We start from the raw sequence: 24,996 nt of genomic DNA, 5'->3' as shown, positions 1-24,996 counted from the left end.
TTTTCTCGCATTGTGTATGGTTGAGCGTCAGAGCAACAGGGAATTCAGCGCCTCACGACTCGTGGCCTTGTGAATCTTGACAGGGTGGCAGCACTGCCGTCCTAATGCGTGCAAATGTTTGCAAAAGACCAGATACCCAGATCCGGGTTAAGACGAGTTATTGGTAGCCAGTCTCGTTGTTAACGAGGGAGCGATTTTATGAAGTGTGTTATTCTGGCCGGCGGCTTGGGAACCCGGCTCAGCGAAGAAACCGTCAAGATTCCAAAGCCCATGGTCGAGATCGGCGGCAAACCGATCATCTGGCATATCATGAAAATCTACGCGGCTCATGGCGTCACTGATTTCATCGTCTGCCTAGGGTACAAAGGCTATGTCATTAAGGAATTCTTCGCAAATTTCTTTTTGCACAACTCGGACGTCACGATCGACCTGGCCAATGGCGGTCTTGAAATTGCAAACAGCAAGTCAGAACCGTGGCGCGTGACACTGATCGATACCGGAGACGGCAGCCAGACTGGCGGGCGACTTAAGCGGGTCATGCACCTTCTCAAAGAGGAAGAAGCGTTCTGCCTGACCTATGGCGACGGTGTTGGTGATATCGACATTCGTACCGGGATCGATTTTCATCGGGCGCACGGCAAGCTTGCAACCGTCACAGCAGTTCCTCCGCCCCGCCGCTTCGGCCAACTCGAGCTCCAAAGCAACCAGGTTCTGAATTTCTCCGAGAAACCCGTCGGAGATGGTGGGCTGATTAATGGCGGGTTTTTCGTGCTGTCCCCGAAAGTGGGCGATTACATTGACGGCGACAATACCGCTTGGGAACGCAGCCCCCTAATGAATCTGACACGCGATGGCGAGCTGATGGCCTTTGAACATAAAGGCTTCTGGCAGCCCATGGACACCATTCGCGAACGTCAGGAACTGGAAGAGCACTGGGCCACAGGCAACGCACCGTGGAAAATCTGGGAATGAGTGCAAGCGCGTTTTCTGGACGCAGGGTGCTTGTTACCGGGCATACCGGCTTCAAAGGCGCCTGGCTGGCTGCCTGGCTGTCCGAGGCAGGTGCGGAAGTCACTGGGTACGCCCTCGCCCCCGAGACGAAACCCAATCTCTGGACGTTGCTGAATCAAAGCAAAATACGGTCGGTCATCGGTGACCTGAATGATCGCGCGGCCCTGGACCGGATCATCGCGGAAACCGACCCTGAATTCGTCTTTCATCTGGCTGCGCAATCGCTGGTCCGCCGCTCCTATCGCACGCCGGTTGAGACCTTCGCCACCAATGTTCTGGGCACGGTTCAGCTTTTGGACGCATTGCGGGCCGCGCCCAACCTGCGCGCGGTGGTGGCCGCCACCTCGGACAAGGCCTATGAGAATGTCGAACAGGTCTGGGGCTATCGCGAAACCGATCCGATGGGCGGGCATGACCCTTATTCCGCATCCAAGGGCGCGACCGAGATTGCCGTCGCGGCGATGCGGCGCAGCTATTATGCGTCAGATGCGCACCCGGCCCGGGTTGCCAGCGCACGCGCAGGCAACGTCATTGGCGGCGGCGACTGGGCCGAAGACCGTTTGGTTCCCGATATCGTGCGCGGCTGTCTGAGCGATGAAGGGCGTGTCGTATTGCGCCACCCCGGCGCAATACGACCCTGGCAGCATGTTCTGGAACCTCTCAAAGGGTACATGGTGCTGGCCCAGAAGCTCGAACAAAACGATGCCTTCGCGACGGGCTGGAATTTTGGCCCCGAACGTGACGATGAGCGTCCGGTTCTGGATGTGGCCCAGGCGATCATCCAGGCGCTTGGACAGGGCCGGATCGATATCGATACCCCGGCAGACACCCCGCATGAGGCCACAATGCTCCGGCTGGATGTATCGCAGGCGCGTGCAATGCTTGGCTGGCGCCCGGTCCTGAGCTTTGACGATACCGTCCGGCTGACGGCAGACTGGTATGCGGGCTGGGCCCGTGGTACCCCGGCGACCGAGCTGTGCCGCGCCCAGATTGCTGAATTCGAAACACTGAGCATGAGACAGGTATGACCGGCACGACCCATCCCACCTGCCGCAATTGCGGCGCGAACCTTGAGATGACACTTGTCGATCTCGGACTGTCCCCTCTGGCCAATTCCTATGTCGACCCCGCGAAAGTGGGCAAACCGGACCCGGTCTATCCGTTGCACGCCCGCGTGTGCACCGAATGCTGGTTGGTTCAGGTGGATGATGTCGTACCGGCGGAAGAGATTTTTTCGACCGATTACGCCTATTTCTCCAGCTTCTCGGACAGCTGGCTGGCCCATTGCCGGGATTACGTGGAAAAAATGGTCAATCGGCTTGATCTGGGACCGGATGATCTGGTGATCGAGATCGCCTCGAATGACGGGTATCTGTTGCAGTATTTCGTCGAGAAAGGCATCCCGGTTCTGGGGATCGAACCTTCGGGCAGCGTGGCGGCGGCAGCCGAAGAAAAAGGTGTGCGCACGCTGGTCGATTACTTCGGCGAGGCGCTGGCCCGCAAGGTGGCCGCGACCGAGAAACCTCCGGCGCTGATCGCATCGGCCAATGTGCTGGCGCATGTGCCTGACATCAACGATTTCGTTGCGGGCATCGCCACGCTTCTGACGGGTGATGCGGTTTATACGGTCGAGTTTCCGCACCTTCTGAACCTGATCAACGAAGTGCAGTTCGACACGATCTATCACGAACATTACTCCTATCTGTCGCTGCTGGCGGTGGAAAAGATTTTTGCCAAGGCGGGCCTGCGTGTCTTCGACGTCGAGGAACTACCCACCCATGGCGGTTCGCTGCGGGTGTTCGCCTGCCTTGAGGGTGCCAGCCATCCCGAAGGGCCCGGTCTGGCCAAGGTCCGCGCGGATGAGGCTGCGGCGCAGTTCGACCGGCCTGAGGGCTATATGAATTTCACCATTCAGGTCGAAGCGCTGCGCGACGGATTGCTCGCCTTTCTGCGCGAAGCAAATGCCAGGGGGGACACCATTGCCGCCTATGGTGCCGCCGCCAAGGGCAACACGCTGCTGAACTATGCCGGGATCGGCCCCGACCTGATCTCTTACTGCGTTGATCGCAACCCGGCCAAGCAGAACACGCTGCTGCCCGGCAGTCATATCCCCGTGCACGGGGTCGAAGCCCTGCGCGAGACGCCGCCGGATTACGTGCTGATCCTGCCCTGGAACATCCGGGACGAGGTCACGGATCAACTGTCCGACCTGAAGGCGCACGGCACCCGCTTCGTGACAGCCGTGCCAGAGATCAGGATCAGCTGATGGCACGGGTTCTGCTGACGGGCGCAACCGGATTGATCGGGCGCGCGACAGCCACGGCTCTGACAGAGGCGGGCCACGAGGTGGTGACGCTGGGCCGCAACCCGGCAAGCGACATCACCTGCGATCTGCTGGACCCCGGCGCCACCACGACAGCCCTCGACGCCGCCCGCGCCAGCCATCTGGTGCATCTGGCCTGGCATGACGGCGCGCGCGACCGCTGGACTTCTGGGGCCAATCTGGACTGGATGGCCGCCACCCTGCATCTGGTGCGGGAGTTTGCACGCACAGGAGGCCAGCGCGCGATCTGCGCCGGAAGCTGTGCCGAATATGACTGGTCGGTGCCGGAGCTGACCGAAACCAGCCCCCTGCGCCCCCGCACCCTTTATGGGGCGGCCAAGGCCGGGGCCGGTCTGGCACTGTGCGCGGGCCAGCAGACGCTTGATCTGTCCCTGGCCTGGGCCCGCATCTTTTTTGTCTACGGGCCGGATGAACCGCCGGGGCGACTGTTCGGCGATCTGATGTCAAACCTCGGGGCGGGACGGCCGGTTGATTGCACCGATGGACGGCAGGAGCGGGATTTCCTGCATGTCGATGATCTTGCCCGCGCCTTGTTGCGCGTGCTGGAAAGCGATCTGACCGGCCCGGTCAATGTCGCCAGCGGTACGGCGACCCCGGTTCGAGACCTGATTGCAGAGGTGGCGAACCAGATGCACCGGCCCGATCTGATCCGCTTGGGCACCATCGCCCGCGCAGCGGACGATCCGCCCCGGCTGGCGGCGGACGTGACCCGGTTGCGGGACGAGGCGGGCTTCGCCCCGCATCATGACATCCGCTCGGGGGTGGCTGCCATTTTGCGAGTTGGAGAAGTAGCGTGAAAAGACTGCTCGTTCCCCGCAAGAAATCTTTCATGCGTTTCGCTCTGGTCGGAGTGTTGAACACAGGATTCGGTTATGTGCTTTTTACGGTTCTCAACTTGTCCGGTCTTCCGCCACAGATCGCGCTGGTGATTTCGTTTTCCGGCGGAGTTTTGTGGAATTTCATGACTCATGCCCGGCTTGTCTTTGACACTAGGGGGCTGGGACGACTGCCGTACTACATCTTGTCTTATCTGTTAGTTTACGCATTCAACGCCCTGTCATTGGGGGGGCTGTTGTCTATTGGCTTGCAACCAATCGCCGCCCAAGGACTGATTGTTCTCCCTGCTGCCATCCTGGCTTTCATCCTGATTTCCCGGGTGTTGACGGACCGCTTTCCATGGCAACAGAAAACATAAACGCTACGCCGTAAAGTCCGTTGCCGAACCCGTCTGGAGCTCGTCTTTCGATGTCGAGGCCTGGCGGAATTCGGGATATCAGGGCGTGCTGCAGGATTACCAGTTCGATGCCCCCCGCGAGTTCCAGACCCAGGTCGATCAAAGGGTGAAAACCACCTTGCTGTCACGGATCGAAACCTTTGGCGAACATGCCTCGGGGCTCGGCCGGTTTACCCGAACGATGTTCGCCAATGATTTCCGGCGCAACTTCGTGTCAGGCGAAAGCCAACACGCCGCCGAATAGGTCTGGCTTTGGGCTGGGCCTATTCGCCATCCCCCAGATAGACAACGTCGCGGCCCGGGAAGGCCGCGATGATGTCTGCGTTCTGCTCGGGGCCCATATCACGTAGGAAAATCGGTTTGCCCTCGGGCAGGAACGGATCGTTGAGATAGAGTGCAGACCCGATATCGCCCTGTGTCGAAACAAAGACCAGAGCGTTTCCAAGCCCGGCAGCCTGCCGACGTATGTCACCGGTATAGCCACCATACCCATTGTATTTCGATACCCCCCGCCATGGGGTGAAGCTGACAACAGACACCGCACACAGCAATAGGATGACGCAGTGCAGGCGGCCACGATGCCGTTCGGGCAGCCGGTCCCGGACGGTCTCGATCCCGGCCGCCGCCAAAGCCAGCGCCGGCAACAAAGCCGTATGCCAGTAGCGCGGCCCAAGATAGAACGTGCCCGTAAACCAGTAAAAAAACAGGGCCCCCACAAGGATCGCGAACACCACCAGCATGGCCCGGTCGAACCCGGTCAGCTTTCTGCCCCATATGAACGCAATCCAGACCGGAACCAGGGACCCGAATGTCCAGCCCAGAAGTTCGTAATTGAGCGCGGCAAAACCATTGATCAGATTCAGCAGACCCTCGGCCGGGCTATGCCCGACCCAGATGTCGAGCGCGCCCCAGCTCTCGGCCGGTGGCCCTACATTGGGACCAAACCCATAGGCATTCTGCGTGTCCGGCCATAACCGGCTCAGGTAATCCGCTTGCGGGGTCAGCAGCGCGTCTCCGGTGATCATCAGGTTGAGCAGCAAAAAGACCCCACCCGACAGAACACCGCCCAAGGCGCAGGCGATCACCTGTCCGATCCCCCCCGGCAGGCGCCGCAGCAACCACAGGCCGGTCAAAACGCTTATGATCAACCCATCAAGCTGTCGGGTGACAAAGGCCCAGCCCAAAGCCAGACCTGCAACAAGCGCAAGCAAGACATCCCTGCGCGTTGATCCCTCTCCGGCTCTGAGCAGACACCACCATCCCAGCAGCACCATCACCAATGTCGTGGAATGTGCCATCAGCGTGCCCCCGACGGCGAGCACCCAGGGCGACGTGGCCATCAGCAACGCCACCAGATCGGCCCGTTCGCGACTGACGGCACGGCACACGATGCCATGCGCCAGCCAGACAGAGATCCCGGTCAGCACGGGATTGACCAGCCACGGCACCCCAGCCAGCACGCCCAGGCTCAGAACGATGGCCCAACCCTGTGCCGGCACGCCGATCCACTGATCGCCGCGAATGTCGAACAGATAGTATTCCAATGCGGGCTGCGCCGCTGCGGGTGGGGCCGGGCTTCCGAGGACGCCCGCAGCAAAGGTACGCGCCTGAAACAGATACGCCACCTCATCCTCGACATGAGGCACGCGGTCGAACGCCGCCCAGGCCAGAGCCGCGCTGGCCAGCGTAGCAAAGACCGCCAGGGCCGGAACCGGAATGCGGGGTGCCCTGTCAGGCCCGGCAACTGTGAAAACGGCGACCAGCGTCGCCATCTGCACAAGGTTCAGCGCACCGCCGATCCCGATCTGCAAACCGAAAGCCAGATAATACCCGTAAGCCACGTAAGGCGTCGCAGAAACGCAAAAGGCCGCAGCCAGCCCCAGCAAAAGGATCAGCCGCCACCGTCCTGCTTCTGCCATCAGGCCCGTTATGGCCGCCCTTCCCTGCGGCCGCACAAGCACAAAGCCCGTCAACACCGTCTGCCCCGCCAGTATCGCCAGCATGATCAGGTTTTCAGGAGGGTTCGCGGAAATCTCGAGCCGTGGAAACCAAAGGGGCTGGGTCAACCACAACCGGGCCGCACTGCCCAAAAGCAGCGCCGCGCCAAGCAAGCCAAAAAGAAACTGGCCACGCTGCCGGAAAACACCCCCCACAAGCAACGCAGCAATCACCACGGCCCCATACCAAAGGCGCAGTTCCGCCAATGTGGCATTGCTGCCCGGCAGGTCCGCAGCCCAGGCCGAGCTGCCGCACAAGGCCATTGCCCCGGCAAAGAGCCACATCACCCGACCTGAGCGCATGTTCATGCCATATGCTCGTCTTTGACAATCGCCGGGTCCCGTGCGGGACCTTCGATATTGATGCGTTCCTGTTCAGTGACGATCGGACCGCCCCGCACCTGATTGTGGATCGAGGTTATGTATTCCCCCAACATGCCGATAAACAGCATCTGGATGCCTGACAGGAAAAACAGGGAAACGATAATGGTTGTTGTCCCGCGTGGCACCTGATCGGGGTTAATGAAAAACAGCACTGCGGAAATAAGAGAAAACAGAATACAGGCAGCGGCAATCACCAGCCCGCTGATCGTGCAGAAGCGCATGGGCGCGCGCGTAAAGGAAAAGATTGCGTTAAGTGCCTGATCCGTCAATGCCATCAGGCTGTGCTTGGTCAACCCGCTTCTCCGCGCTTGCCAGACATAAGGCTTGATGATCCGGCGAAAACCGCAACTTGCGATGATACCGCGGATATAGGGGTAATGATCCTTGTGTGCCAGAACCGCCTTCAACACTTTGCGGTCGATCAGTTGAAACTCTCCGACAGACGGCTCCAACCACACATCGGATAACCCATTGACAATTCGATAAAAGATGCCGCGCATATTGCGCATAACAAACCCTTCTTCACGGATGCTACGAGCCCCTGCGACCACGTCATATCCGCTTTCCCACAATTCGACGAATTCAGGGATCAGCTCGGGCGGATCCTGCAGGTCGACCGGCAGCATGACGACGATGCCGTCACCGGTCGCATAGCGCAATCCGTTGAAGGTTGATCGGAACACCCCGAAATTTCGGGCGTTGACCACCACCTTCACGTCCTGATCCTGCGCGGCAATCTCACGCAGGATGTCCACGGTTCGGTCCGAAGAGGCATTGTCGATAAAAATATGCTCGCGCCTGTAGCCCGGCAGTTCTTTATCGAAAATCGCCTTCACGGTCTCATAACAATTCGCCACGTTGTCTTCTTCATTGAAGCATGGCGAAACAATAGAAATTGTTTTCATAGCTTTATTTAGCATCAAACAGCACCGCTTACCCCACCAATACCCGGGTATAATCATACCATCCCGCGAAGTTCGGGATTCGCCAACACTTAACCCGCAGAAATGGTATGGAATAATGCGCGCATATCACCACAGAGGTGTGGAAAAATCATTTCTCCGTGGCAACAATACCCTGCGGCTATTGTTTCCGTTAAACCGACGTCCGTTAAGATTTCACGTGATTGTAAGTAGGCAAGACGCAGATGAATCGTAAACTACGAAATTCACTTTTCAAACTTCACACCTGGCTGGGGCTTCATCTATCACTCTTTTTCGCGTTCATGTTCCTTACGGGCACTTTGCTTGTTGCCGGCTTCGAACTTGAATCAATCGGCCGCCCGGACATCTGGACCACGATAGACAAGGAAGAGCGCACCGCCAGCTTCGGCATGATCTATAACGGCATCAAAGAGGCCCACCCCGAGAGTGGCATTTTTCTGATGATCAAACGCCCGACCCCTTGGTTTGTGGATCGCACATTCGGCCGCACGGGCTGGGGAGAGAATGTCAGTTTCTGGACAGACCCGGTAACCGGTGCCGTCATCGAAGAAACGCGCCCCAATGGATTTCGCGATATCCTACGGGACTTGCATGATACCTTTCTGACCGAGAAGCGGGTCGTGTTCATGCTGGTCAGCGCCACATCCGTGATCCTGCTGTTTCAGATCGTCAGCGGTCTCATCACTTATCGGCGTTTCTGGAAAGGGTTTTTCCGCTGGTCCAGTCGCGCTTCCGGATTGCGCGCATGGGCGGGCAGCACACACCGGCTGACAGCTCTATGGTCAGCACCACTCCTGATTTTGACCGCCGTGACCAGTTTCTATTTTCTGTTGGGCAGCCTGGGGTTTGAAGGCACCCAGCCACAGCCCAAACCACCCGTCCCACGTGAAACCGTCCTGCCAGCCAATTTCGGTTCAGACCTTATCGATCAAGCCGAGGCCAGCGCCCGCGACGCGCTGCCCGGGTTCGAGCCGTTCATCATGTTCCTGCCTGATAAACCCACTGGCTCTTTCGGTTTCACGGGGCATGTCGCAGGACAATCGGGATTTTTCGGACCAGGTAACGTATCGATCGATCCGGTAACACTCGAAGTTCTGGGGGCTTACACGGCAAATGAGGTGAGCGGACTCGCCTACTGGAAACCTTTGATGAACATGCTGCATTTCGGCACCTGGGGTGAGGCATATTCGATGGCGCTGTGGATCGTCCTCGGGCTGATTACGACCTGCCTCGCCATCACCGGTGCTTTGATTTTTGCAGGCCGACTTGCCCCCGAAGCCGCGCATCTCGGTCCGATCAGGCGGATCTGGCGAGGCATGGGATGGACCCGGTGGGCGTATTTGCTGCTCATGATGGGTATTATAGCGGTTGCTGTTCTCCGCTTCGGCCCCGGATCCCATTCTAAAACCAGCGCGTTTGCAGTTGATGCGCCGCCCTCGGCGGTCTGGATGCTCATGCACGCACCACTCAGACGTGACACCCCCCTGGATATCGAATTGCGGATCAGCGAGCCCGATGTCGAAACCGTATCCATCGAATTCAATGGGAAGGAGGTGCAGCCGCTTGAGTTCATGCAAACAGGCGAGACTGCCATAGCATCTTTTCAGCTACTGCCCTCGGACATGGAAAACACCATCGTTGCCCATCTGCAAAAACCGGATACGGACACAAGAACCGCCACCTTCCGCCTGGGACGACCCCTGTGGTAAGCGAAGCCCCGCCGCCTTTAATCAACCGGGATACTCAGCCCGCCGGGTTGTGTATCCTGCAAACCTGTTCCTTCTTCTCCTTCGGTGGGGGCATTCAACGCCATATCAACGACCTCAGCACCTCTCTGATGGCACACGGGCACAAGGTAATCAAAGCCGGAACCCCCGGAAAAGCCACTGCCCCCGAGGATGGCAGTCTGTTTTTGCCCTTGCGGTTCGACCGTGTCAGCGATCACGCTGCCAACGGCCAGCTTGGCCTTGTGACGCGGCTTTACTGGCTGGCGCGCTCGGCCCTGACCCTGCGGCGGGCGCTCAAAGACCATAAGGTCGATATCATCCATGCCCATGAGACCGCCCCGCTTCTGACGGCTCGTCTGGCCAGTCTGGGAATGGGAATTCCCATTGTGATGACCTATCACGGCTCGTCGCCCGACCGTCTCAACGCGGTGGCCCGCGCCTGTCGGCAGCAAGCCGATCTGGCGATCTGCCCCAGCGAAACCGTCATGCAATCCCTGCTGGAACGCCAGGTCGACCCCGACAAGGCGCGGGTGATGCTTTTGGGGGTACGTCCCAACCCGCCCGCCGATCCGGCAGCTGCGGATGCCCTGCGGCGTGAACTGTTGGGCGAAGATGGCACGCATCTGGTTCTGTCCTTGTCCCGTCTGGATCACCAGAAGGGCCTCGACGCGATGATCGAAGTGGCCCGGCGTGTGCGGCGGGATCTGCCCGGTCTGCGGATCGTCGTCGGGGGCGAAGGCGTGCTGCGCGGCCAGGTCGAAGCCTGGGCCGAACAGGCCGGGGTTTCAGACATCATCCGTTTCCCCGGGGTGATCTCGGATGTCGCCACCTATCTCGCGGCCTCGGATCTTTATATGCTGACCTCCCGGTGGGAGGCCCTGCCGATTTCAATTGTCGAGGCGTTCCGCGCCGGGCTGCCGGTGATCGCCACCGATTGCGGCGGTGTGCGTGAATTGGTGGATGGCGATGTCGGGCGCCTGTGTGCGGTCGATGATCTTGATGCCCTGTCTCAGGCGCTGCGCGATCTTTGCACCGACCGCGCCGAATATGACCGGCTAAGCGCCAATGCCACGGCGCGCGGTGCAGAAGACAGGTTCTCGCCAGCCCATGTGCATAGCGGGTTTGAAAAGCTGTATCGGCAACTGGCCGGGCGGGGATAACCCCCGGTCAGTCCGCCGCGCCGTTCTCGAAAGCACCAGCTTCCAAGGCATGGGCCAGCTCGGCCCGCCCTGCACGATGCGCGGCCTGCGCAAAAGCCGCGCCGAACCGGCCCAATACCTGATCTTCACGCCAGAGCGTCTCAAACCCGTGCCGCGCCGCTGCGGCCATCTGATCCCGCGCGGCACCTCCGTTCTGAAAACGGCGCATGGCTGCGATCAGATCATCTTCGGTTTCGAACAGTTCCCCGCCCCCTGCCCGCTCCACGATCTCGGGGAACGGACCCAGCCGCCGGGCGATCACCGGCGTGCCCAGCCGGAAGCTTTCGATCAGGATGATGCCGAAGGTTTCATAACAGACCGAGGGCACGATCAGCCCCAGTGCGCCACGATAGTAAGCGTTCAACTCGTCCGGCGTCTTGCGGCCCAGGAATTTGATCCGGTCATTGCCTGCGGCCTGTGCCTTCAGCTCATCCGCATAGTCACCATCACCCAGGATCAGCAGATCCGCGTCGGGATAGCGGTCAAAGGCCGGGAACACATCCTGCAACCCCTTGATCTTTTCCAACCGCCCGACAAACAGGAAATAGGGGCGATCCTGCGCCGCCGGTTCCGGCAGGGCGCTCTGATCCAGGTCGGGCAGGAAATAGGGCAGCACCTGCATGTCCTGCCGCAGGCCGAATTCACGATGTTTGGCGCGGCTGAATTCGCTTTTGGCGATGATCAGGTCCATGTGATCCAGCGCCCGGTCCAGCGCACCGGTATAGCGCCAGAGCTGCGGCGGACGCTTGTGCTGCAACACGCAGCGCAGGCACTGGCGGTCATCGCACAGCTCGCGCCCATGTCGCCACAGAACATGGGTGGGGCAGACCAGCCAGTGCTCATGCGCTTCATAGACTTTCAACCCCTCGCCCATCGGCAACAGGCCCGGCCCGCCGATCAGGGATGTGTTGTTGTGCCAGATGATATCCGGCTTCCGCTCGGCCAGTATCTCGCGAATGCGGGCGGCGTGCACAACCGGGCGGCCCAGCTGCTGGGTCAGCAGGTTCGACATCATGCCGTTGCGGCTGCGCAGGCCGATCCGCCGCACGCCGTCGGGGTCGCCCTCGGGCTGGGGCTTGCCGCCCAGGATCAGATAGCTGTCTTCGTCATGCACCACCGTCACGTCATGCCCGCGCGCCACAAGCGCCCGCGCCATGCGCTGAATGCCGATGGCGTCACCGCCAAAGGAATAGGGGGGATAAAATGTGGTGAACATCAAAATGCGTAACGATTTCATCTATCTCTCAATTCCTTGAGTGTCAGCCGCAGGCAGGTGCCCGTCTTGCGGCCCAAGCATCGAAACCAGCAGGCGCAGCCTGTCCCGCTGGAGCAGAAAAGCCAGCAAACCATAGGCCAGAACACCCGTCACCGTGCCGGCAAGTAAAAGCAAAGCCGGAGACAGGCCGTCCAGTTGCCACACGACCCCCTGCACTGCCGCCGCCATCCCCCCTGACAGCAGGAGCGGCGCAAGATGCTGCCGTATCAAAGCCGGGCCGGACAGCCCCGCAATATGCCCCAGATTGGCAAATTTGAGCGGCCAGACCAGCAGAAAGACAGCCACAAAACCGGCTGTGACGACCGGCAATCCATACGGGGCCAGCACCACAATCACCCCCGCCGCCAGCGCCACCTCGACCCAGGACAGGATCGCCAGACGACCGGGCTGACCGGCCGCCAGACAAAAGGTCTGCTGCACCTTTTCGGCGCACAGATACATGCCAAACACCGACATCAGGCTCAGGACCGGAGCCGCCGGAGCCCATTTCTGACCGAACAGCAGCACCAGCGCCGGTTCCGACAGAACCGCCAGCCCGGCAAAGGCCGGAAAGGCCAGAAACCCGGTCAGGCGCATGACGTCGATCAGCAAATCCGTCGCCGGACCACCATCGCGCGCCGCCGCACCAAAAGCAGGCTGCGCCACGGTGCGCAGCGGTGTGATAACCAGGAACGAGGCGGTCTCGATCACGCGCCAGGCGATTGCGTAATACCCCGCCGGAACCGGCCCCAGCATCGCGCCGATGATCACCGCAGGCGATTGCACCGCAGCCAGTTCCGCCGCGCGCAGGCCCAGGATCCGATGACTGAAATGCAAGACCCTGCGCATGTGATCCCGCGACGCATGGAATGCCGGGCGCCAGGAGACCGCCCCCCAGGCCATCACGATATTGGTGGCCGTCATCGCCAGCCGCTGACCGACCAGGCTCCAGACCCCGTATCCCGCCAGCGCCATGCCAATGCCCACGACCCCTCCGACCGCCGCGCCGAGCGCTGCACGGATGGCCAGAACACGGAACCGCATTTCCCGGCGCAGGATCGCAACCGGCACCGCCGTCAGTGAAATCATCAGCACCGTTGGGGACAATCCGATCAACAATTCACGCGCAACCGGCTCATTGTAGAAATATGAGACCGGCCCCGCCCCCAGATACAGCACAACCGTCAACACGCCCCCCAGCAGCGCCAACAGCCAGAAAACCGAGTTCAACCGCTCTGGTGACAGCGCCTCATGGGTCAGCAGAATGTCGGAAATCGTTTCGCGGACCAGGAATTCAGAAAACAGCACAAAGGCTGCAACCATCGCCAGAAGACCAAAGGCCTCGACCCCTAAAATACGGGCAAGAATGGCAAAAATGATGAAATTGAACGCCTGCTCGACCCAGATACCGGCCGACATCCAGGCAACTCCGCTGCTGAAACTCTGCCGCCCTGACACCCGTTTCCTTCCTGTTGCCCGAACCCCGCCAAGTGCCGATGGACACATGGCTCAAACACTCACACCTGTTGCGCACAGTATGCGCAATTGCAAACTTGACGCCTTAACGGTCGAATTTGGTCAAATTTATTGTCTATGTTCAGTCTGTACGTGTTCGAATACTATACGCAATACAGGGAATTATGCCCGTCATGTTCCAGGCGCCACGCAATTCTTGCAGCGGGGGCTGGGGCAGGGATTATTGAGTGAATAAAAGGTTTTCATTTTCATGAACAAAGTCGCAGAGCCGATGGAGACGAACAGCACCACACCCGAAGAGCTGATCGCATCGGAAACCGCCGGCATGAGCCTGAGCGTGGTCATCCCCGCCTATAACGAGGAAAACGCCGTCCGCCACACGGTCGAGGACGTGCGCACCCATCTGGAGCCGCTGGGCATTCCCTACGAAATCATCGTGGTGGACGATGCCAGCCAGGACAACACCCGCGCCGAGGCCGAGGCCAGCGGTGCCACCGTCACCTTCAACGATGTCAATTCCGGCTATGGCGCCAGCCTCAAGCGCGGGGTGCGAATGGCGCAGCATGAATATGTGGCCATTCTGGATGCCGACAGCACCTATCCCGCGCGCTATCTGCCCGGAATGCTGGCCATGTGCCGCGATCAGGACATGGTCGTGGGCGACCGGGGCGCGGCGATGAAGAACGTGCCGCTGCTGCGCCGTCCGGCCAAGAAATTCCTGTTCGCCTTTGCCTCGTTCCTGGCCGAGCGCAAGATCAACGATCTGAATTCCGGCCTGCGGGTGTTTCGCAAATCCGAGCTGATCCCGTTCCTGCCGCTCTTGCCACAGAATTTCTCGTTCACCACCACGATCACGCTGTGCATGACCTCGAACGGCAAGCGGATGATCTATACGCCGATTGAATACGGCAAGCGGGTGGGCAAATCGAAAATCCGGCCGATCGATTTCATCAATTTCATTATCCTGATCTTGCGGATCAGCACGCTGTTCAATCCGCTGCGGGTTTTCATTCCTATGGGGTTGGTGTTTTTTGCTCTGGGGACTGTGAAGTTCATTATCGACCTCACCTACCTGAACCTCAGCGGAACCACGGTGTTCGCGTTCCTAGCTGCGATCATGATCTGGTCATTGGGATTGATCGCCGACATGATCTCACGGCTGCATCTCAGACCCTGATTGGGCATGGCACAAACTTTCCAAAGCAATAAAGGAATGCACACGTGACGGATGTCTCCCCTTCAGATGGCGGCACTGAAAGGCCCCATATCATCATTCTGGGGGCTGGGCCCGCTGGCCTGGCCGCCGCCCATGCGCTGACCGGACAGGCCCGTGTAACCGTGATCGAACGTGCGCCTGTTGCGGGCGGCAATTCGGCCTCGTTCCCGGTTGAAGGCGTGATTTGCGACTATGGCTCGCACCGGTTTCATCCGGCGGCCGAGCCCGAAGTTCTGGCCGATGTGAAAGCGCTGCTGGGGGACGATCTGCTGCTGCGCCCGCGCCACGGGCGCATCCGGTTGGGCGGCAAATGGATTCACTTTCCGCTGAAACTGACCGACGCGCTGATGCGCCTGCCCAAACCCTTTGCCGCGTCGCTGATCGGGGACATGGCGCTAAAACCCTTCCGCAAGAAAAGCGAAGGCCCCGAGACATTCTCGACCGTGCTGTATGACGGGCTGGGGCCGACGATTTCGGACAATTTCTATTTCCCATACGTGCGCAAGCTTTGGGGGCTGGATCCGGACAAGCTGGCGGTGAAACTGGCGGAACGTCGGGTGGGCAGCGGCTCGGTCGGCAAGATCCTGATGAAGATGCTGCGCCTGCTGCCGGGGCTGCGCAGCGAAACCGCGGGTCGGTTCTTTTATCCGCGCAAGGGGTTCGGGCAGATCTCGGACGCGATGCGCAACAGTGCCGAGGCCAATGGCGCCACCTTCCTGTTCAATACCGAAATCACCGCCATCGAACGGGACGGCAATCGCATCACCGGGTTGACGATCCGCGACGAAGAGGGCGAGCGGCACCTGACCGGCGATCTGATCCTGTCGACCATCCCGCTGACCGGGCTGACGCGCCTGATCGGCGACCCTCCGGCAGAGGTGGTCGAGGCCGCCCGCGCCATCCGCTTCCGCGGCATGATCCTGCTGTATCTGGTGCTGGAGACCGACCAGTTCACCGAGTTCGATGCCCATTACTTCCCGGAACTGTCGATCCCGATCAGCCGCATGTCGGAGCCCAAGAACTATAACGCCAGTGGCGCGCCGAAGGGCGTCACCGTTCTGTGTGCCGAGCTGCCCTGCGACCCGGATGAAAAATGGTGGTCCATGTCCGACGAGGAACTGGGGCAGGAATTCACCAAATGGCTGGGTCAGTTGGGCCTGCCCGTCACCGTGCCGGTGCGCCGCTGCGAAACCCGGCGGCTGAGCCATGCCTATCCGGTCTACGATGTGGGCTATGAAGAGCGGTTCGATACGGTTGATCAGTGGCTCTCAGATCTGGACGGATTGCTCGTATTTGGACGGCAGGGACTGTTCGCCCATGATAATACGCACCACGCCTTTGCCATGGCCTATGGCGCGGCGGATTGCATCGACGACAAGGGCAATATCGACCGCGCGAAATGGAACAGCTATCGTGAGGTCTTTGCCACCCATGTGGTGGAAGACTGACCCATGCCCGCCTGGCAGGTCGATATCCTGATGTATCATTCGATCTCGGACGCGCCGGGGCCAACCTCGATCGCGCCCAACATCTTTGCGGCACAGATGCGGGCGCTGGCGGCGTCCGGCCTGCCGGTGGTGACGCCGGACGCGCTGGCCAACCCGCCTGCCCCCCGTGTGGTCATCATCAGCTTCGATGACGGGTTTGAAGATTTCGCCGATACCGCCTGGCCGATCCTGCGCGAACATGGCTTCTGCCCGATCGTCTATCTGCCCTCGGGCCTGATGGGTGGCACCGACAGCTGGGCCGGGGGCAATATCCCGCCCCGCCCGCTGATGGATTGGGACAGGGTCAAGGCGCTGGCAGCGGAAGGGGTCAGCTTTGGCGCACATAGTGTCAGCCATCCCGATCTGTCGACGCTGGATGCAGAGACCTTGGAGGAAGAAGTCACCGGATCCGGTCAGGATATTGCCGCCCGGCTTGGTCAACCCGTCCGGCATTTCGCCCCGCCCTATGGCGCGTCGAACCCGAATGTACGCGCACAGATCGCCCGGTACTACGACACCTCGGTCGGCACCCGTCTGGGCGTGGCCGGGCCAGGGGATGACATCCACGACCTGCCCCGACTCGAGATGTTCTATTTCACCGACATCGCCCGCTGGCAGGCTCATCTTGCCGGGCGCGGCGGGTCCTATTTGGCGGCCCGCAAACTGATGCGCGGCGTGCGAAGCGGGCTGAGCAGGGTGCTGCCCATCAACTGAATGTCAGGCTTCGGGTGCAAGCGTTCCGATCCGGTGGGCATTCGCCATCACACTGAATGTAATTGTCGTCGCCGGGATGGTCGGCAGGACAGAGGCATCAACGACGTGAATGCGCGTCGCACCATGCGGGCGCCCCAGCACATCGCTTTCACCGGGGCCCGGGTCATCCGACATCGGCAGATCACCTCCGACATGAAAACTGGCCCCCGGCGCCCCGAACCGCGCTGCAAAAGACAGGCTGGTCAGACCAAGCCCCCGCAAGGCCCGGCCATAGCGCGCAAGCGCGGCCCGCATTGTCCCGGCGGTTGCGGGGTTTTCGTTCAGTTCCGGGCGCAGCCGCCCATCCTCTGCCAGACGCAAGGCTATTTCATGCGAATGATCGGAATGCAGGAAAACCTGCGCCACGATCAGACGTCGGGCCAGCGCCTCAAGCAGCGGCCCGCTGCCGGGTATCCGGCGGCCATAGTTCTGTTTCAGATCGCGGGCATAGTATTCATTCCAGGTATAGATCTGCGCGTGAACCAGTTGCCGCGACACGGTCGGGTCATCCAGTTCGGCAAAAAGCTGCGGCAGCGTCTGATAGGGCAAAACATCGGGCCGCCTGGGTGCCCGCCAGCGGTGCAGCATCGGCAGAAAGGCCTGCTGGCTGTCTTTCAACACCAGCTCTTTGCCCCGCAAGCCGGGTGACGCCAACAGGATACGCGCGCTTTCCAGCACCCCGGCGGCCAGAAACACCCGGTTTCCGCGGACATCGCTGCCATCTGCCAAAGTGACGGCAACCTCGTCGCCTTCCTCGCGGACCTGCCGCACCACGTGATCCGCGCGGTAGGCAAAGCCTGGCTCTGCCTGCAACGCCATGCGGGTTTGTCTTGCAGACCAGATCAGCGACCACGGGCACCCGTGCAGACACAGCCCGCAGGTCTGACAGCCCGGCCCAACCGCCTGCCGCGCCAGACCGACATGCATCCCAGCCCCCTGCAATGCCTTCGCCTTCTGCCCGGAACGGGCCAGCAGCATCCGGGCCTGCGCGGTTGGTGGAACGGGTGTTCGGCCTGTCATATCGCAGGCGGGAAAGAGGTCTTGCAGCCCGTCCTGTTGCCCGGACACGGGCATTATGTCCGCCACCGCCCTGTAATGTGGGGCAAGATCGTCGGTTGTTATGGGCCAGTCGTCGATATCCGCCTGCCGATACGGCAAGACCGCAGCGCCCCAGACATTGGACAGCCCGCCCGCCGCCCGCGACGCGCGCAAAGCAAACCAATCCGCCCCTTCCGCCAGTGTACGCGCAGGTGAGGCCAGCGCATAACCTGTTCCATAGCGCCACACCTCGCCTTCCGGGGCCTGAAACTGAGGCTCCATCCAGGCTGTACGCGCCTCGGCGCTCCAGTCTTCGGCGCGGGTTCGGGACATCTGCTGCACCCGGTCCGTGACCCCGGGTCCTGGTTCCACCCCGGCATCCAGCATCGTGACGCTTCGCCCCCGCGCCAGCAAGGCCCGGGCGACGGAAACCCCGGCAGGCCCGGACCCTATGACAAGATCGCTCACTGCGCCTTTACTGCCCGGACCAGAACCAGCATTTCATAGTTGGGATCATGGGTGGACAGTTCTTCGGGCGCAATTTCACTGGCCCCAAGGCCGTGCAGGTTGCAGATGCAGGTAAAGACATTGCCAACGGTCGACACCTCGACATTCTCTGCCGGGAAGACCGCCCGGAACAGGCGGCGCTTGGACTGGCTGGTGAAATGCCAGTATTCGCCCCAGTCATCCACGCCTTCGCGCCGCGCCACACGGGTCATCCCATGCGAGGTGCACAGCACCACACCACCGGGTTTCAGAATGCGTTCCAGCGTAGCAATCGCCTTGTCGACCTCAAAGATCATCTGAAGGGTCTGGGTGATGATGATGCAGTCGAAACTGTTGTCGGGAATATGCGGCGCATCGGTGATATCCGCCACGATGGTCGCTTGTGGATTGCCCTCGACATAGCTCAGCACATCCGCCTGCGTGACCCGGTCACCGCCGAATTTCTTCGTATAGGCCGGATCGCCGAATTCCAGAACCCGGCCACGGATGTCGTCGCTGTGGTTTTGCAGGAACTCTTCCATGTAATAGCGCTCGATGGTCAGCAGATCGCGGTCCTGGCCGAACACGGCACTGATCGGCGACAGCCGCCGCAGCCCGCCGAAATCCACCGACCCCACGGGGGTCGATTGCAGATTGTGCAGCCGCTGCTGTTTGCGGATCCATTTCCGCAGCCTTTCGGGCAGCAGCACGGTTGCGGTGTCGCGCACCAGCTTTTCAACTCTTTGTCCCGGTGTCATCGTGATCAGCCCTTCATGCGTAGGCTTTGGCGCGTTTCTCGGCCATGATATCGGCGATGATATCATCCAGCGTGCGCGCCGGGCTGAACCCGGTGAACCGCCGCAGTTTTGAGACATCGGGCAGACGGCGGGCCATGTCTTCGAACCCTTCGGGATAGACCTCTTCATAGGGCACCAGACGGATTTCGGACGCAGACCCTGTTGCGGCAATCACCTTTTCGGCCAGCCCCCGGATCGTCACCTCTTGCTCACCGCCGATGTTGAAGACCTGCCCCCGGGCTTCGGGGACATCGAGCAGACGCACAAGCGCCTCGATCACATCGGCCACATGGCTGAAACAGCGCGATTGTTCGCCGGTGCCATGAACCTGAATTGGCTGATCCGTCAGCGCCGCTTCGATGAAGTTCGGCACCACCATGCCATAGCGCCCGGTCTGGCGCGGGCCAGTCGTGTTGAAAAAGCGCAGCACGACCACCGGCAGCTCCACCTCGCGCGCATAGGCCAGTGCCATGAACTCATCCAGCGTTTTGGCGCAGGCATAAGACCAGCGCAGCACGCTGGTTGCGCCGATCGTCAGGTCGTCATCCTCGTTGAACGGGAATTTCGAGGCCTTGCCGTAAACCTCGGAACTGGAGGCGATGAAGACCAGCGGCTTGTGGCGCAGCGCCGCCCGCAACACGTTCTGCGTGCCGTCGACATTGGTCGCAATCGACTGGCTGGGCTGATCCATGATCAGCTTGACCCCGACCGCGGCGGCCATGTGAAACACCGCGTCAGCAGCCCCGACCAGTTCCTCGACCAATGTGGCATCCAGAACGCTGCCTTCGACAAAACGAAAGGCGGAATGACCCTGAACGGAAGACAGGTTTTGCAGCGATCCGGTGGACAGGTCATCCAGCACCGTCACCTCATGCCCATTGCCAATCAGACGCTCGGCCAGATGTGATCCGATAAAACCGGCCCCGCCCGTGATCAATATTTGCATGAATAACCCTCGTACCAACAGAATCCACTCTAATGCCACAGGCTTAGCATAGGGATCGGTGGCCACCAAATGGTAGATACCGCTATGGTGCGCTGACAGGCCGGGCCTGCACAGTTTTGGAAGAAGGGCTGAATTGTTGCACAACGCATTAAGAATGTTGAACCTGCGGACATGACCGAAAAACACGTGGACCCCCGCCCCGGCGACAGCCTTGCAGGCCAGCGCGTGATCGTGACCGGCGCGACCGGCTTTATCGGCCAGCGCCTGATCGATGCGCTGCTGAAGCTGGGATGTGACGTAACCGCATTGCTGCGCACGCGCCACGGGGCTGCCGCATTGGAACAGGCCGGAGCAAAGGCACTGGTTTGCCCGCTGCACCCCGGCCCGGCTCTGACGCAGGCGCTGGACGGTGCGGCGGCTCTGTTTCATCTGGCTTACGATTTCCGGGCCCCCGGCGCGGACAACCTTGCAGCCTTCGACGCGCTTGCCAAAGCCGCCGAAGACGGGTCTTGCAACCGTATCGCGCATCTGAGTTCCGCCGTGGTCTATGACAGCTGGCCCAACGGGCCGATCACCGAACGCAACCCAACCACGCCGGAAGATGTGCAAAGCTATCGCGGTGCCAAAATCGCAATGGAACAGAGACTGTTGCAGGGAAAATGCGACGCCGCCATCTTGCAACCGACCATCGTCTACGGGCCCGGCAGTGCGCTTTGGACCAACGGGCCATTGGCGATGATGCGCAGGGGCGGCATCATCCTGCCCGACCCGCCCGGACAATGCCCGGCCGTGCATGTCGATGACGTGGTGCAGGCCGCCCTGCGCGCGGCCTCATCACCCCGGATCGGGGTCGAGCGATACCTGATCAGCGGGCCGGACATGTTGGGATGGAAGACGTTTTTCGAAGGCTATGCCCGGCTTGCCGGATGCGGGGAGGTTCGGATTGATCCGGCTGCGAACCCGACCCCGCCCCCGTCGCCCAATGGCAATGCGCCCTCAGGCCCCTCTCTGGCGGGGCAGCTCAGCGCGCATCTGCGCCGCCTTGTCGGGCGCCGCCGGGTCGAGGCCGCCGCAGACTGGGCACGGTCCGTTCAGGCCCGGCTGGCAAAACCCCGGCCCGTGATGCCTGACATGGCGGGACGCAGGCTTTTTGCCGGTCAGCCAGAGGTTTCAACCCGATATGCACAGGATCAGATCGGGTATGTGCCTCGTGTTTCCTTCGACGAATGGATCGAGCATATGCGAAAACAATCGGCGCGCTGATTCAAGACTGCCTTGTTTTTGGAAACACCCATTCCGGGTCTTTGCCGGGAACGACAAATTAGTTGGCTTCGTTCCCGATCTGTCCTATCCGATGAAGAGAGAAGGTTTCCAATCTGCTAAGCTAATTTTAATTCAGTGTGACTTTGTACGATCAGGATAGATTATGAACTACGAAACCTCGCACCATCAGTCCCTCAAGCAGCTTATCGCGGCGCGCGATGCGCGGGTTGCCGTGGTCGGGCTGGGCTATGTCGGCCTGCCGCTGGCGCTGACGGCTTATGATGAAGGGTTTGATACCACCGGCGTTGATCTCAACCCCGACCGGGTGGCGCGGATCAATCAGGGCGATCAGGTCATCTCCTATCTGGCATCCGACCGGATCGCACAAGCGGTAGAGAGTGGGCGCTTTCGCGCAACGCAGGACGCCGCAGCACTGGCCGAGGCCGATATCATCCTGATCTGTGTGCCGACCCCGCTGACCGACGCACAAGATCCCGACATGCGCTTTGTCGCCGCCGCCGCGCAGACCATCGCACAGCATCTGCGCCCCGGTCAGATGGTGGTGCTGGAAAGCAGCGTCTGGCCCGGAGCCACGACCACGCTGGTTCAGCCGATCCTCGAAGCGGGCGGTCTGCGGGCAGGTTCCGATTTCTTCCTGGCCTTCTCGCCCGAGCGCGAAGACCCCGGCAATGACAAGTTCGACACGCACAGCATCCCGAAAGTGGTCGGTGCCGACGATCCGCAATCGCGGCAACTGGTCGAGGATTTCTATCGCGCCATCGTCACCAGCGCCGTGCCGGTCAGCTCGGCCGCCACCGCCGAAGCGGTGAAGCTGGTCGAAAACAGCTTTCGCACCGTCAATATCGCGCTGGTCAACGAATTGAAGACCGCGCTTGAAGCAATGGACGTGGATGTCTGGGAAGTGATCGAGGCTGCGGCGACCAAGCCGTTCGGGTTCATGCCCTTCTATCCCGGTCCTGGAATTGGTGGGGCCTGCATCCCGGTGTCTCCGGCCTATCTGGCCTGGCGCGCCGCGGATGCAGGATCTGATACGCCGCTGATCAATCTGGCCCGCGCCAGCAATGACGCGGTGCCGGAAATGCTGGCGGCACGGATGGCGGCGGAACTGGCCGCGCGCAACGGGTCTGCACTGGCGGAAACCGGGCAACCCCTGACCGGACAGCGCATTCTGTTGATGGGCATCGCCTATAAACGCGATGTCGAGGACACCCGCCGCAGCCCGGCGCTGGTGCTGCTGGACGAGCTGGAAAAGCTGGGGGCCGAGGTTGACTATCACGATCCGTATTTCCCCCGCCTGCCCGAAGGTGGCGAATACCCGCAGCTTGCGGGCCGGACCTCGCAGCCGCTGACGGCGGACAACCTGAAACGCTATGCGGCGGTGGCCGTAATCACCGATCACAGCGCCCCGGATTATGGTCTGGTCGCGCGCGAGGCCGCGCTGGTCTTCGACACGCGCAACGTCTTTGAAAAGCAGGGGATCAGGGTGGCAGACGGACGGCTGGTCAAGATGTGACCCCCAAAAAAACCTCTGATCATTCAATGGCTAAAGCGCACGCGAGTATGCCATTTCATCCAAATGATCGCGGATTGACAGAACTGCGTCATAGGCGGACCTTTGCACATTTTCTGGGATCGTCGGCGTTCTATATTGCTGTCACAAAAGTTTTAAGGAACTATCTGTTCAGACATATTCATGTCTCAATAAATTATAAGCAGTGTTGCGCGAGTAGTGGAGCAAAGCTCCATCAGGTAAAAATAACCAAATTTTAACCTCTGGTGGTTCAAAGTTTTGCCATGATTTCATCGCGGAATCATTTTGGGCATCTGCTCAATGGCATGACGGCGCCCACTTGGGGTTGGCAAGACCAAGACCATAGCCGGAGGACTTGGAGAAGATGATTGGAATTATCGGGATAGCCATTCTAGTTGGCCTGTGCGCCGGCGGGTTTGCTTTGATTTCCGGTGCGTCCATCCTGATGGCTCTGGGCAGCTACATCCTCTTCGGCTGGCTGTTCATCATTGCAGCCCTCATTGTTATCGGCGCCGTCAAAATCGTGAAGACACGCGTGCAGAAACAAAACCCCGCCTATTCCAGCTAAGCGCCTAGTCCCGTCCGGCGACCCTTTTGGCCACATAGCCCAGAAACGCCCGCTGCGGGTTTCTGATCTGTGGGCGGCCTGACGCAGCCCAATAAGCCAGCCAATCCGCTTCCAGCGCATAGACATCGTGGCCCGGCGCCATCGCCCTGGCCTCCTCCAGCGCCTGCAGCGGCAGGATCGGCTTGTCCGGCCCCTCGACCACCTGACCCCGGCGCGAGAACCGGATCAGGTCGCCCGGCTCTTCGGTCATCTCATAATCGGGTAGGTGATCGGCTGCGATCATGTCACGGATCATCTTGCGGAACACCCGCCGGGGTGAGGCCGAGCCGGACTTTTTCAACAGCACCTCGACCGAGATCCGCCACTCGGGCTGACGCCCGCAATGTTTGCGCGCCAGCTCATAGATCCGCCGCTCGAGCGGTTTACGCAGGCGGAAGTAATCGCGGCTGAGGGTCAGCACCGATTTCGCCAGCACCGCACGGAACAGCCAGTCCGACAGCTTCACGCTGACGCTGGCCATCCGCCCCGCCCTTGTGTGACGCACGATTTCCCAGCTTTCGATCAGGCCGAACCCGGTGGTGGTTTCCGTTTCACCCGTCACAATGTTGGTGGTGATCCTTGTGCCGGCCAGCCGCTCGAACGCTTCGCGCAGACGCTTGTAACCGTCACCGCTGGTTTCGCGGTTGGTGGCCACCAGCAGATCATGCGCCTTCAGATGCAACACCCTGCTGACCGTCCGGCCCGCATTGATCGCCGCCATCAGCTGGCTGATGCAAAAGATCAGGATGTCCTTGTCGTGGATCGTCGCCAGACCGCGCACCGAAGGCGTCACCGTGATCTCGACCCCGTTATGTTCATAATTGAGGATGCGCCGGTCCGGCCGGGTCGAGAGCGAAAACATAGGATGCTCCATCGAACCCATATCTGTCTTGGGCAGCGCATCGAAGATATCGCATACAAAAAAATCGCCCGTTGGGTGCCGGTCAGGCAACAACGCCCCTGACCCGCTCATACTGCCCTGCCCATATGTCCTGCCCGAATCTTTGTTCGTGGTTTTATTGACGCTCACCGTAGAGTTATCCACAGGAGGCGTAAAGCCGCCGGAACGTGGGTTCAGAGTCACTGCAACGTGGGATCAGAGTCACTCTATCGTGGGATCAGATTCAGTATGACCTACAAAAGATACAAAAAGCGCTTTTTTTTCTTATACTTAATAGAGTTCAAATTCAGCCGTAACTAATAAGATAACAGGATTCTAACTGAACATTTTTTTGCTATACGCCCAAAAGCAGCATCTCGAAGGCTTTCTACCCTTTAAT

22 protein-coding genes are annotated in these 24,996 nt (G+C 60.4%); 14 read left to right on the top strand and 8 right to left on the bottom strand.

All coding sequences use genetic code 11. The features are described 5' to 3' along the window. Positions 1-198: 198 nt before the first annotated feature. The 6 genes from rfbF (at position 199) to ACR0A2_RS20370 (ending at position 4,833) form a co-directional block, all read left to right on the top strand. Positions 199-972 (top strand): glucose-1-phosphate cytidylyltransferase, encoded by a 774-nt coding sequence (gene rfbF / locus ACR0A2_RS20395; RefSeq protein ID WP_480836982.1) that lies wholly within the window; start codon positions 199-201, stop codon positions 970-972. Then, on the top strand, positions 969-2,039 hold the full coding sequence (gene rfbG, locus ACR0A2_RS20390; protein ID WP_480836980.1) for a CDP-glucose 4,6-dehydratase: 1,071 nt from the start codon (positions 969-971) through the stop codon (positions 2,037-2,039). Before rfbF ends, rfbG begins: the two co-directional genes overlap by 4 nt. Beyond that, positions 2,036-3,277 carry a methyltransferase domain-containing protein gene (locus tag ACR0A2_RS20385; RefSeq protein WP_480836978.1) on the top strand — a complete coding sequence of 414 codons (1,242 nt, stop codon included), beginning with the start codon at positions 2,036-2,038 and terminating at the stop codon, positions 3,275-3,277. Before rfbG ends, ACR0A2_RS20385 begins: the two co-directional genes overlap by 4 nt. Then, complete coding sequence (locus tag ACR0A2_RS20380) at positions 3,277-4,152, top strand: NAD-dependent epimerase/dehydratase family protein (protein WP_480836976.1); 876 nt, start codon at positions 3,277-3,279, stop codon at positions 4,150-4,152. The genes ACR0A2_RS20385 and ACR0A2_RS20380 overlap by 1 nt, the downstream gene beginning before the upstream one ends. Before the next feature lie 32 nt (positions 4,153-4,184). Continuing rightward, a complete protein-coding gene (locus tag ACR0A2_RS20375; protein ID WP_480836974.1) occupies positions 4,185-4,550 on the top strand; it encodes a GtrA family protein in 366 nt (121 codons plus the stop codon). Positions 4,551-4,635: 85 nt separating this feature from the next. Continuing rightward, on the top strand, positions 4,636-4,833 hold the full coding sequence (locus ACR0A2_RS20370) for a hypothetical protein (RefSeq protein WP_480836973.1): 198 nt from the start codon (positions 4,636-4,638) through the stop codon (positions 4,831-4,833). Positions 4,834-4,852: 19 nt separating this feature from the next. On the opposite strand, the gene ACR0A2_RS20365 is transcribed toward ACR0A2_RS20370, so the two are convergent. Together ACR0A2_RS20365 and ACR0A2_RS20360 are read right to left on the bottom strand one after the other, a co-directional pair. After that, positions 4,853-6,895, bottom strand: coding sequence for a hypothetical protein (locus tag ACR0A2_RS20365; protein ID WP_480836971.1), 2,043 nt, complete (start codon positions 6,893-6,895; stop codon positions 4,853-4,855). Beyond that, positions 6,892-7,875, bottom strand: coding sequence for a glycosyltransferase family 2 protein (locus ACR0A2_RS20360; RefSeq protein WP_480836969.1), 984 nt, complete (start codon positions 7,873-7,875; stop codon positions 6,892-6,894). The genes ACR0A2_RS20365 and ACR0A2_RS20360 overlap by 4 nt, the downstream gene beginning before the upstream one ends. A 242-nt stretch (positions 7,876-8,117) precedes the next feature. Here ACR0A2_RS20360 and ACR0A2_RS20355 point away from each other — a divergent pair, with 242 nt between their 5' ends. Then, the gene (locus ACR0A2_RS20355; RefSeq protein WP_480836967.1) at positions 8,118-9,623 is read left to right on the top strand and encodes a PepSY-associated TM helix domain-containing protein; all 1,506 of its coding nucleotides are present in this window, start codon (positions 8,118-8,120) and stop codon (positions 9,621-9,623) included. Beyond that, positions 9,617-10,801, top strand: a complete 1,185-nt coding sequence (locus ACR0A2_RS20350; protein WP_480836965.1) for a glycosyltransferase family 4 protein — start codon at positions 9,617-9,619, stop codon at positions 10,799-10,801. Before ACR0A2_RS20355 ends, ACR0A2_RS20350 begins: the two co-directional genes overlap by 7 nt. 7 nt (positions 10,802-10,808) lie before the next feature. Here the strand turns inward: ACR0A2_RS20350 and ACR0A2_RS20345 are convergent, their stop codons facing one another. Together ACR0A2_RS20345 and ACR0A2_RS20340 are read right to left on the bottom strand one after the other, a co-directional pair. Then, entirely contained in the window at positions 10,809-12,056 is a 1,248-nt protein-coding gene (locus ACR0A2_RS20345) for a glycosyltransferase (protein WP_480836964.1), read from the bottom strand. A 21-nt stretch (positions 12,057-12,077) separates the two neighbouring features. Next, positions 12,078-13,514, bottom strand: a complete 1,437-nt coding sequence (locus ACR0A2_RS20340) for a lipopolysaccharide biosynthesis protein (protein WP_480836962.1) — start codon at positions 13,512-13,514, stop codon at positions 12,078-12,080. 307 nt (positions 13,515-13,821) lie between these two features. Between ACR0A2_RS20340 and ACR0A2_RS20335 the strand changes: the two genes are divergently transcribed. The 3 genes from ACR0A2_RS20335 to ACR0A2_RS20325 are packed head-to-tail and all read left to right on the top strand — an operon-like array spanning position 13,822 to position 16,988. Next, a complete protein-coding gene (locus ACR0A2_RS20335) occupies positions 13,822-14,748 on the top strand; it encodes a glycosyltransferase family 2 protein (RefSeq protein ID WP_171725042.1) in 927 nt (308 codons plus the stop codon). 44 nt (positions 14,749-14,792) lie between these two features. Then, positions 14,793-16,235, top strand: a complete 1,443-nt coding sequence (locus tag ACR0A2_RS20330) for a protoporphyrinogen/coproporphyrinogen oxidase (protein WP_480836960.1) — start codon at positions 14,793-14,795, stop codon at positions 16,233-16,235. A gap of 3 nt (positions 16,236-16,238) precedes the next feature. Beyond that, entirely contained in the window at positions 16,239-16,988 is a 750-nt protein-coding gene (locus tag ACR0A2_RS20325) for a polysaccharide deacetylase family protein (RefSeq protein WP_480836958.1), read from the top strand. A 3-nt stretch (positions 16,989-16,991) separates the two neighbouring features. On the opposite strand, the gene ACR0A2_RS20320 is transcribed toward ACR0A2_RS20325, so the two are convergent. From ACR0A2_RS20320 to ACR0A2_RS20310, 3 genes are read right to left on the bottom strand one after another with little or no spacing between them, the layout of a single operon-like run. Further along, positions 16,992-18,533, bottom strand: coding sequence for an FAD-dependent oxidoreductase (locus ACR0A2_RS20320; RefSeq protein WP_480836956.1), 1,542 nt, complete (start codon positions 18,531-18,533; stop codon positions 16,992-16,994). Then, positions 18,530-19,309, bottom strand: a complete 780-nt coding sequence (locus tag ACR0A2_RS20315) for a class I SAM-dependent methyltransferase (RefSeq protein ID WP_171120556.1) — start codon at positions 19,307-19,309, stop codon at positions 18,530-18,532. The genes ACR0A2_RS20320 and ACR0A2_RS20315 overlap by 4 nt, the downstream gene beginning before the upstream one ends. 13 nt (positions 19,310-19,322) lie before the next feature. After that, on the bottom strand, positions 19,323-20,294 hold the full coding sequence (locus ACR0A2_RS20310; protein WP_480836954.1) for an NAD-dependent epimerase/dehydratase family protein: 972 nt from the start codon (positions 20,292-20,294) through the stop codon (positions 19,323-19,325). A gap of 171 nt (positions 20,295-20,465) precedes the next feature. On the opposite strand from ACR0A2_RS20310, the gene ACR0A2_RS20305 reads away from it, so the two are divergent. From ACR0A2_RS20305 to ACR0A2_RS20295, 3 genes are all read left to right on the top strand, one after another. After that, the gene (locus ACR0A2_RS20305) at positions 20,466-21,557 is read left to right on the top strand and encodes an NAD-dependent epimerase/dehydratase family protein (protein WP_480836952.1); all 1,092 of its coding nucleotides are present in this window, start codon (positions 20,466-20,468) and stop codon (positions 21,555-21,557) included. Positions 21,558-21,720: 163 nt separating this feature from the next. Continuing rightward, the gene (locus tag ACR0A2_RS20300; RefSeq protein ID WP_480836950.1) at positions 21,721-23,091 is read left to right on the top strand and encodes a nucleotide sugar dehydrogenase; all 1,371 of its coding nucleotides are present in this window, start codon (positions 21,721-21,723) and stop codon (positions 23,089-23,091) included. Positions 23,092-23,464: 373 nt separating this feature from the next. Then, positions 23,465-23,677, top strand: a complete 213-nt coding sequence (locus ACR0A2_RS20295) for a hypothetical protein (RefSeq protein ID WP_171172364.1) — start codon at positions 23,465-23,467, stop codon at positions 23,675-23,677. A 4-nt stretch (positions 23,678-23,681) separates the two neighbouring features. Here the strand turns inward: ACR0A2_RS20295 and ACR0A2_RS20290 are convergent, their stop codons facing one another. After that, entirely contained in the window at positions 23,682-24,689 is a 1,008-nt protein-coding gene (locus ACR0A2_RS20290; RefSeq protein ID WP_480836948.1) for a replication initiator protein A, read from the bottom strand. Positions 24,690-24,996 lie beyond the last annotated feature (307 nt).

The organism is Ruegeria sp. H8 (assembly GCF_056532905.1).
This window is presented reverse-complemented; position numbering and strand designations above follow the sequence as displayed.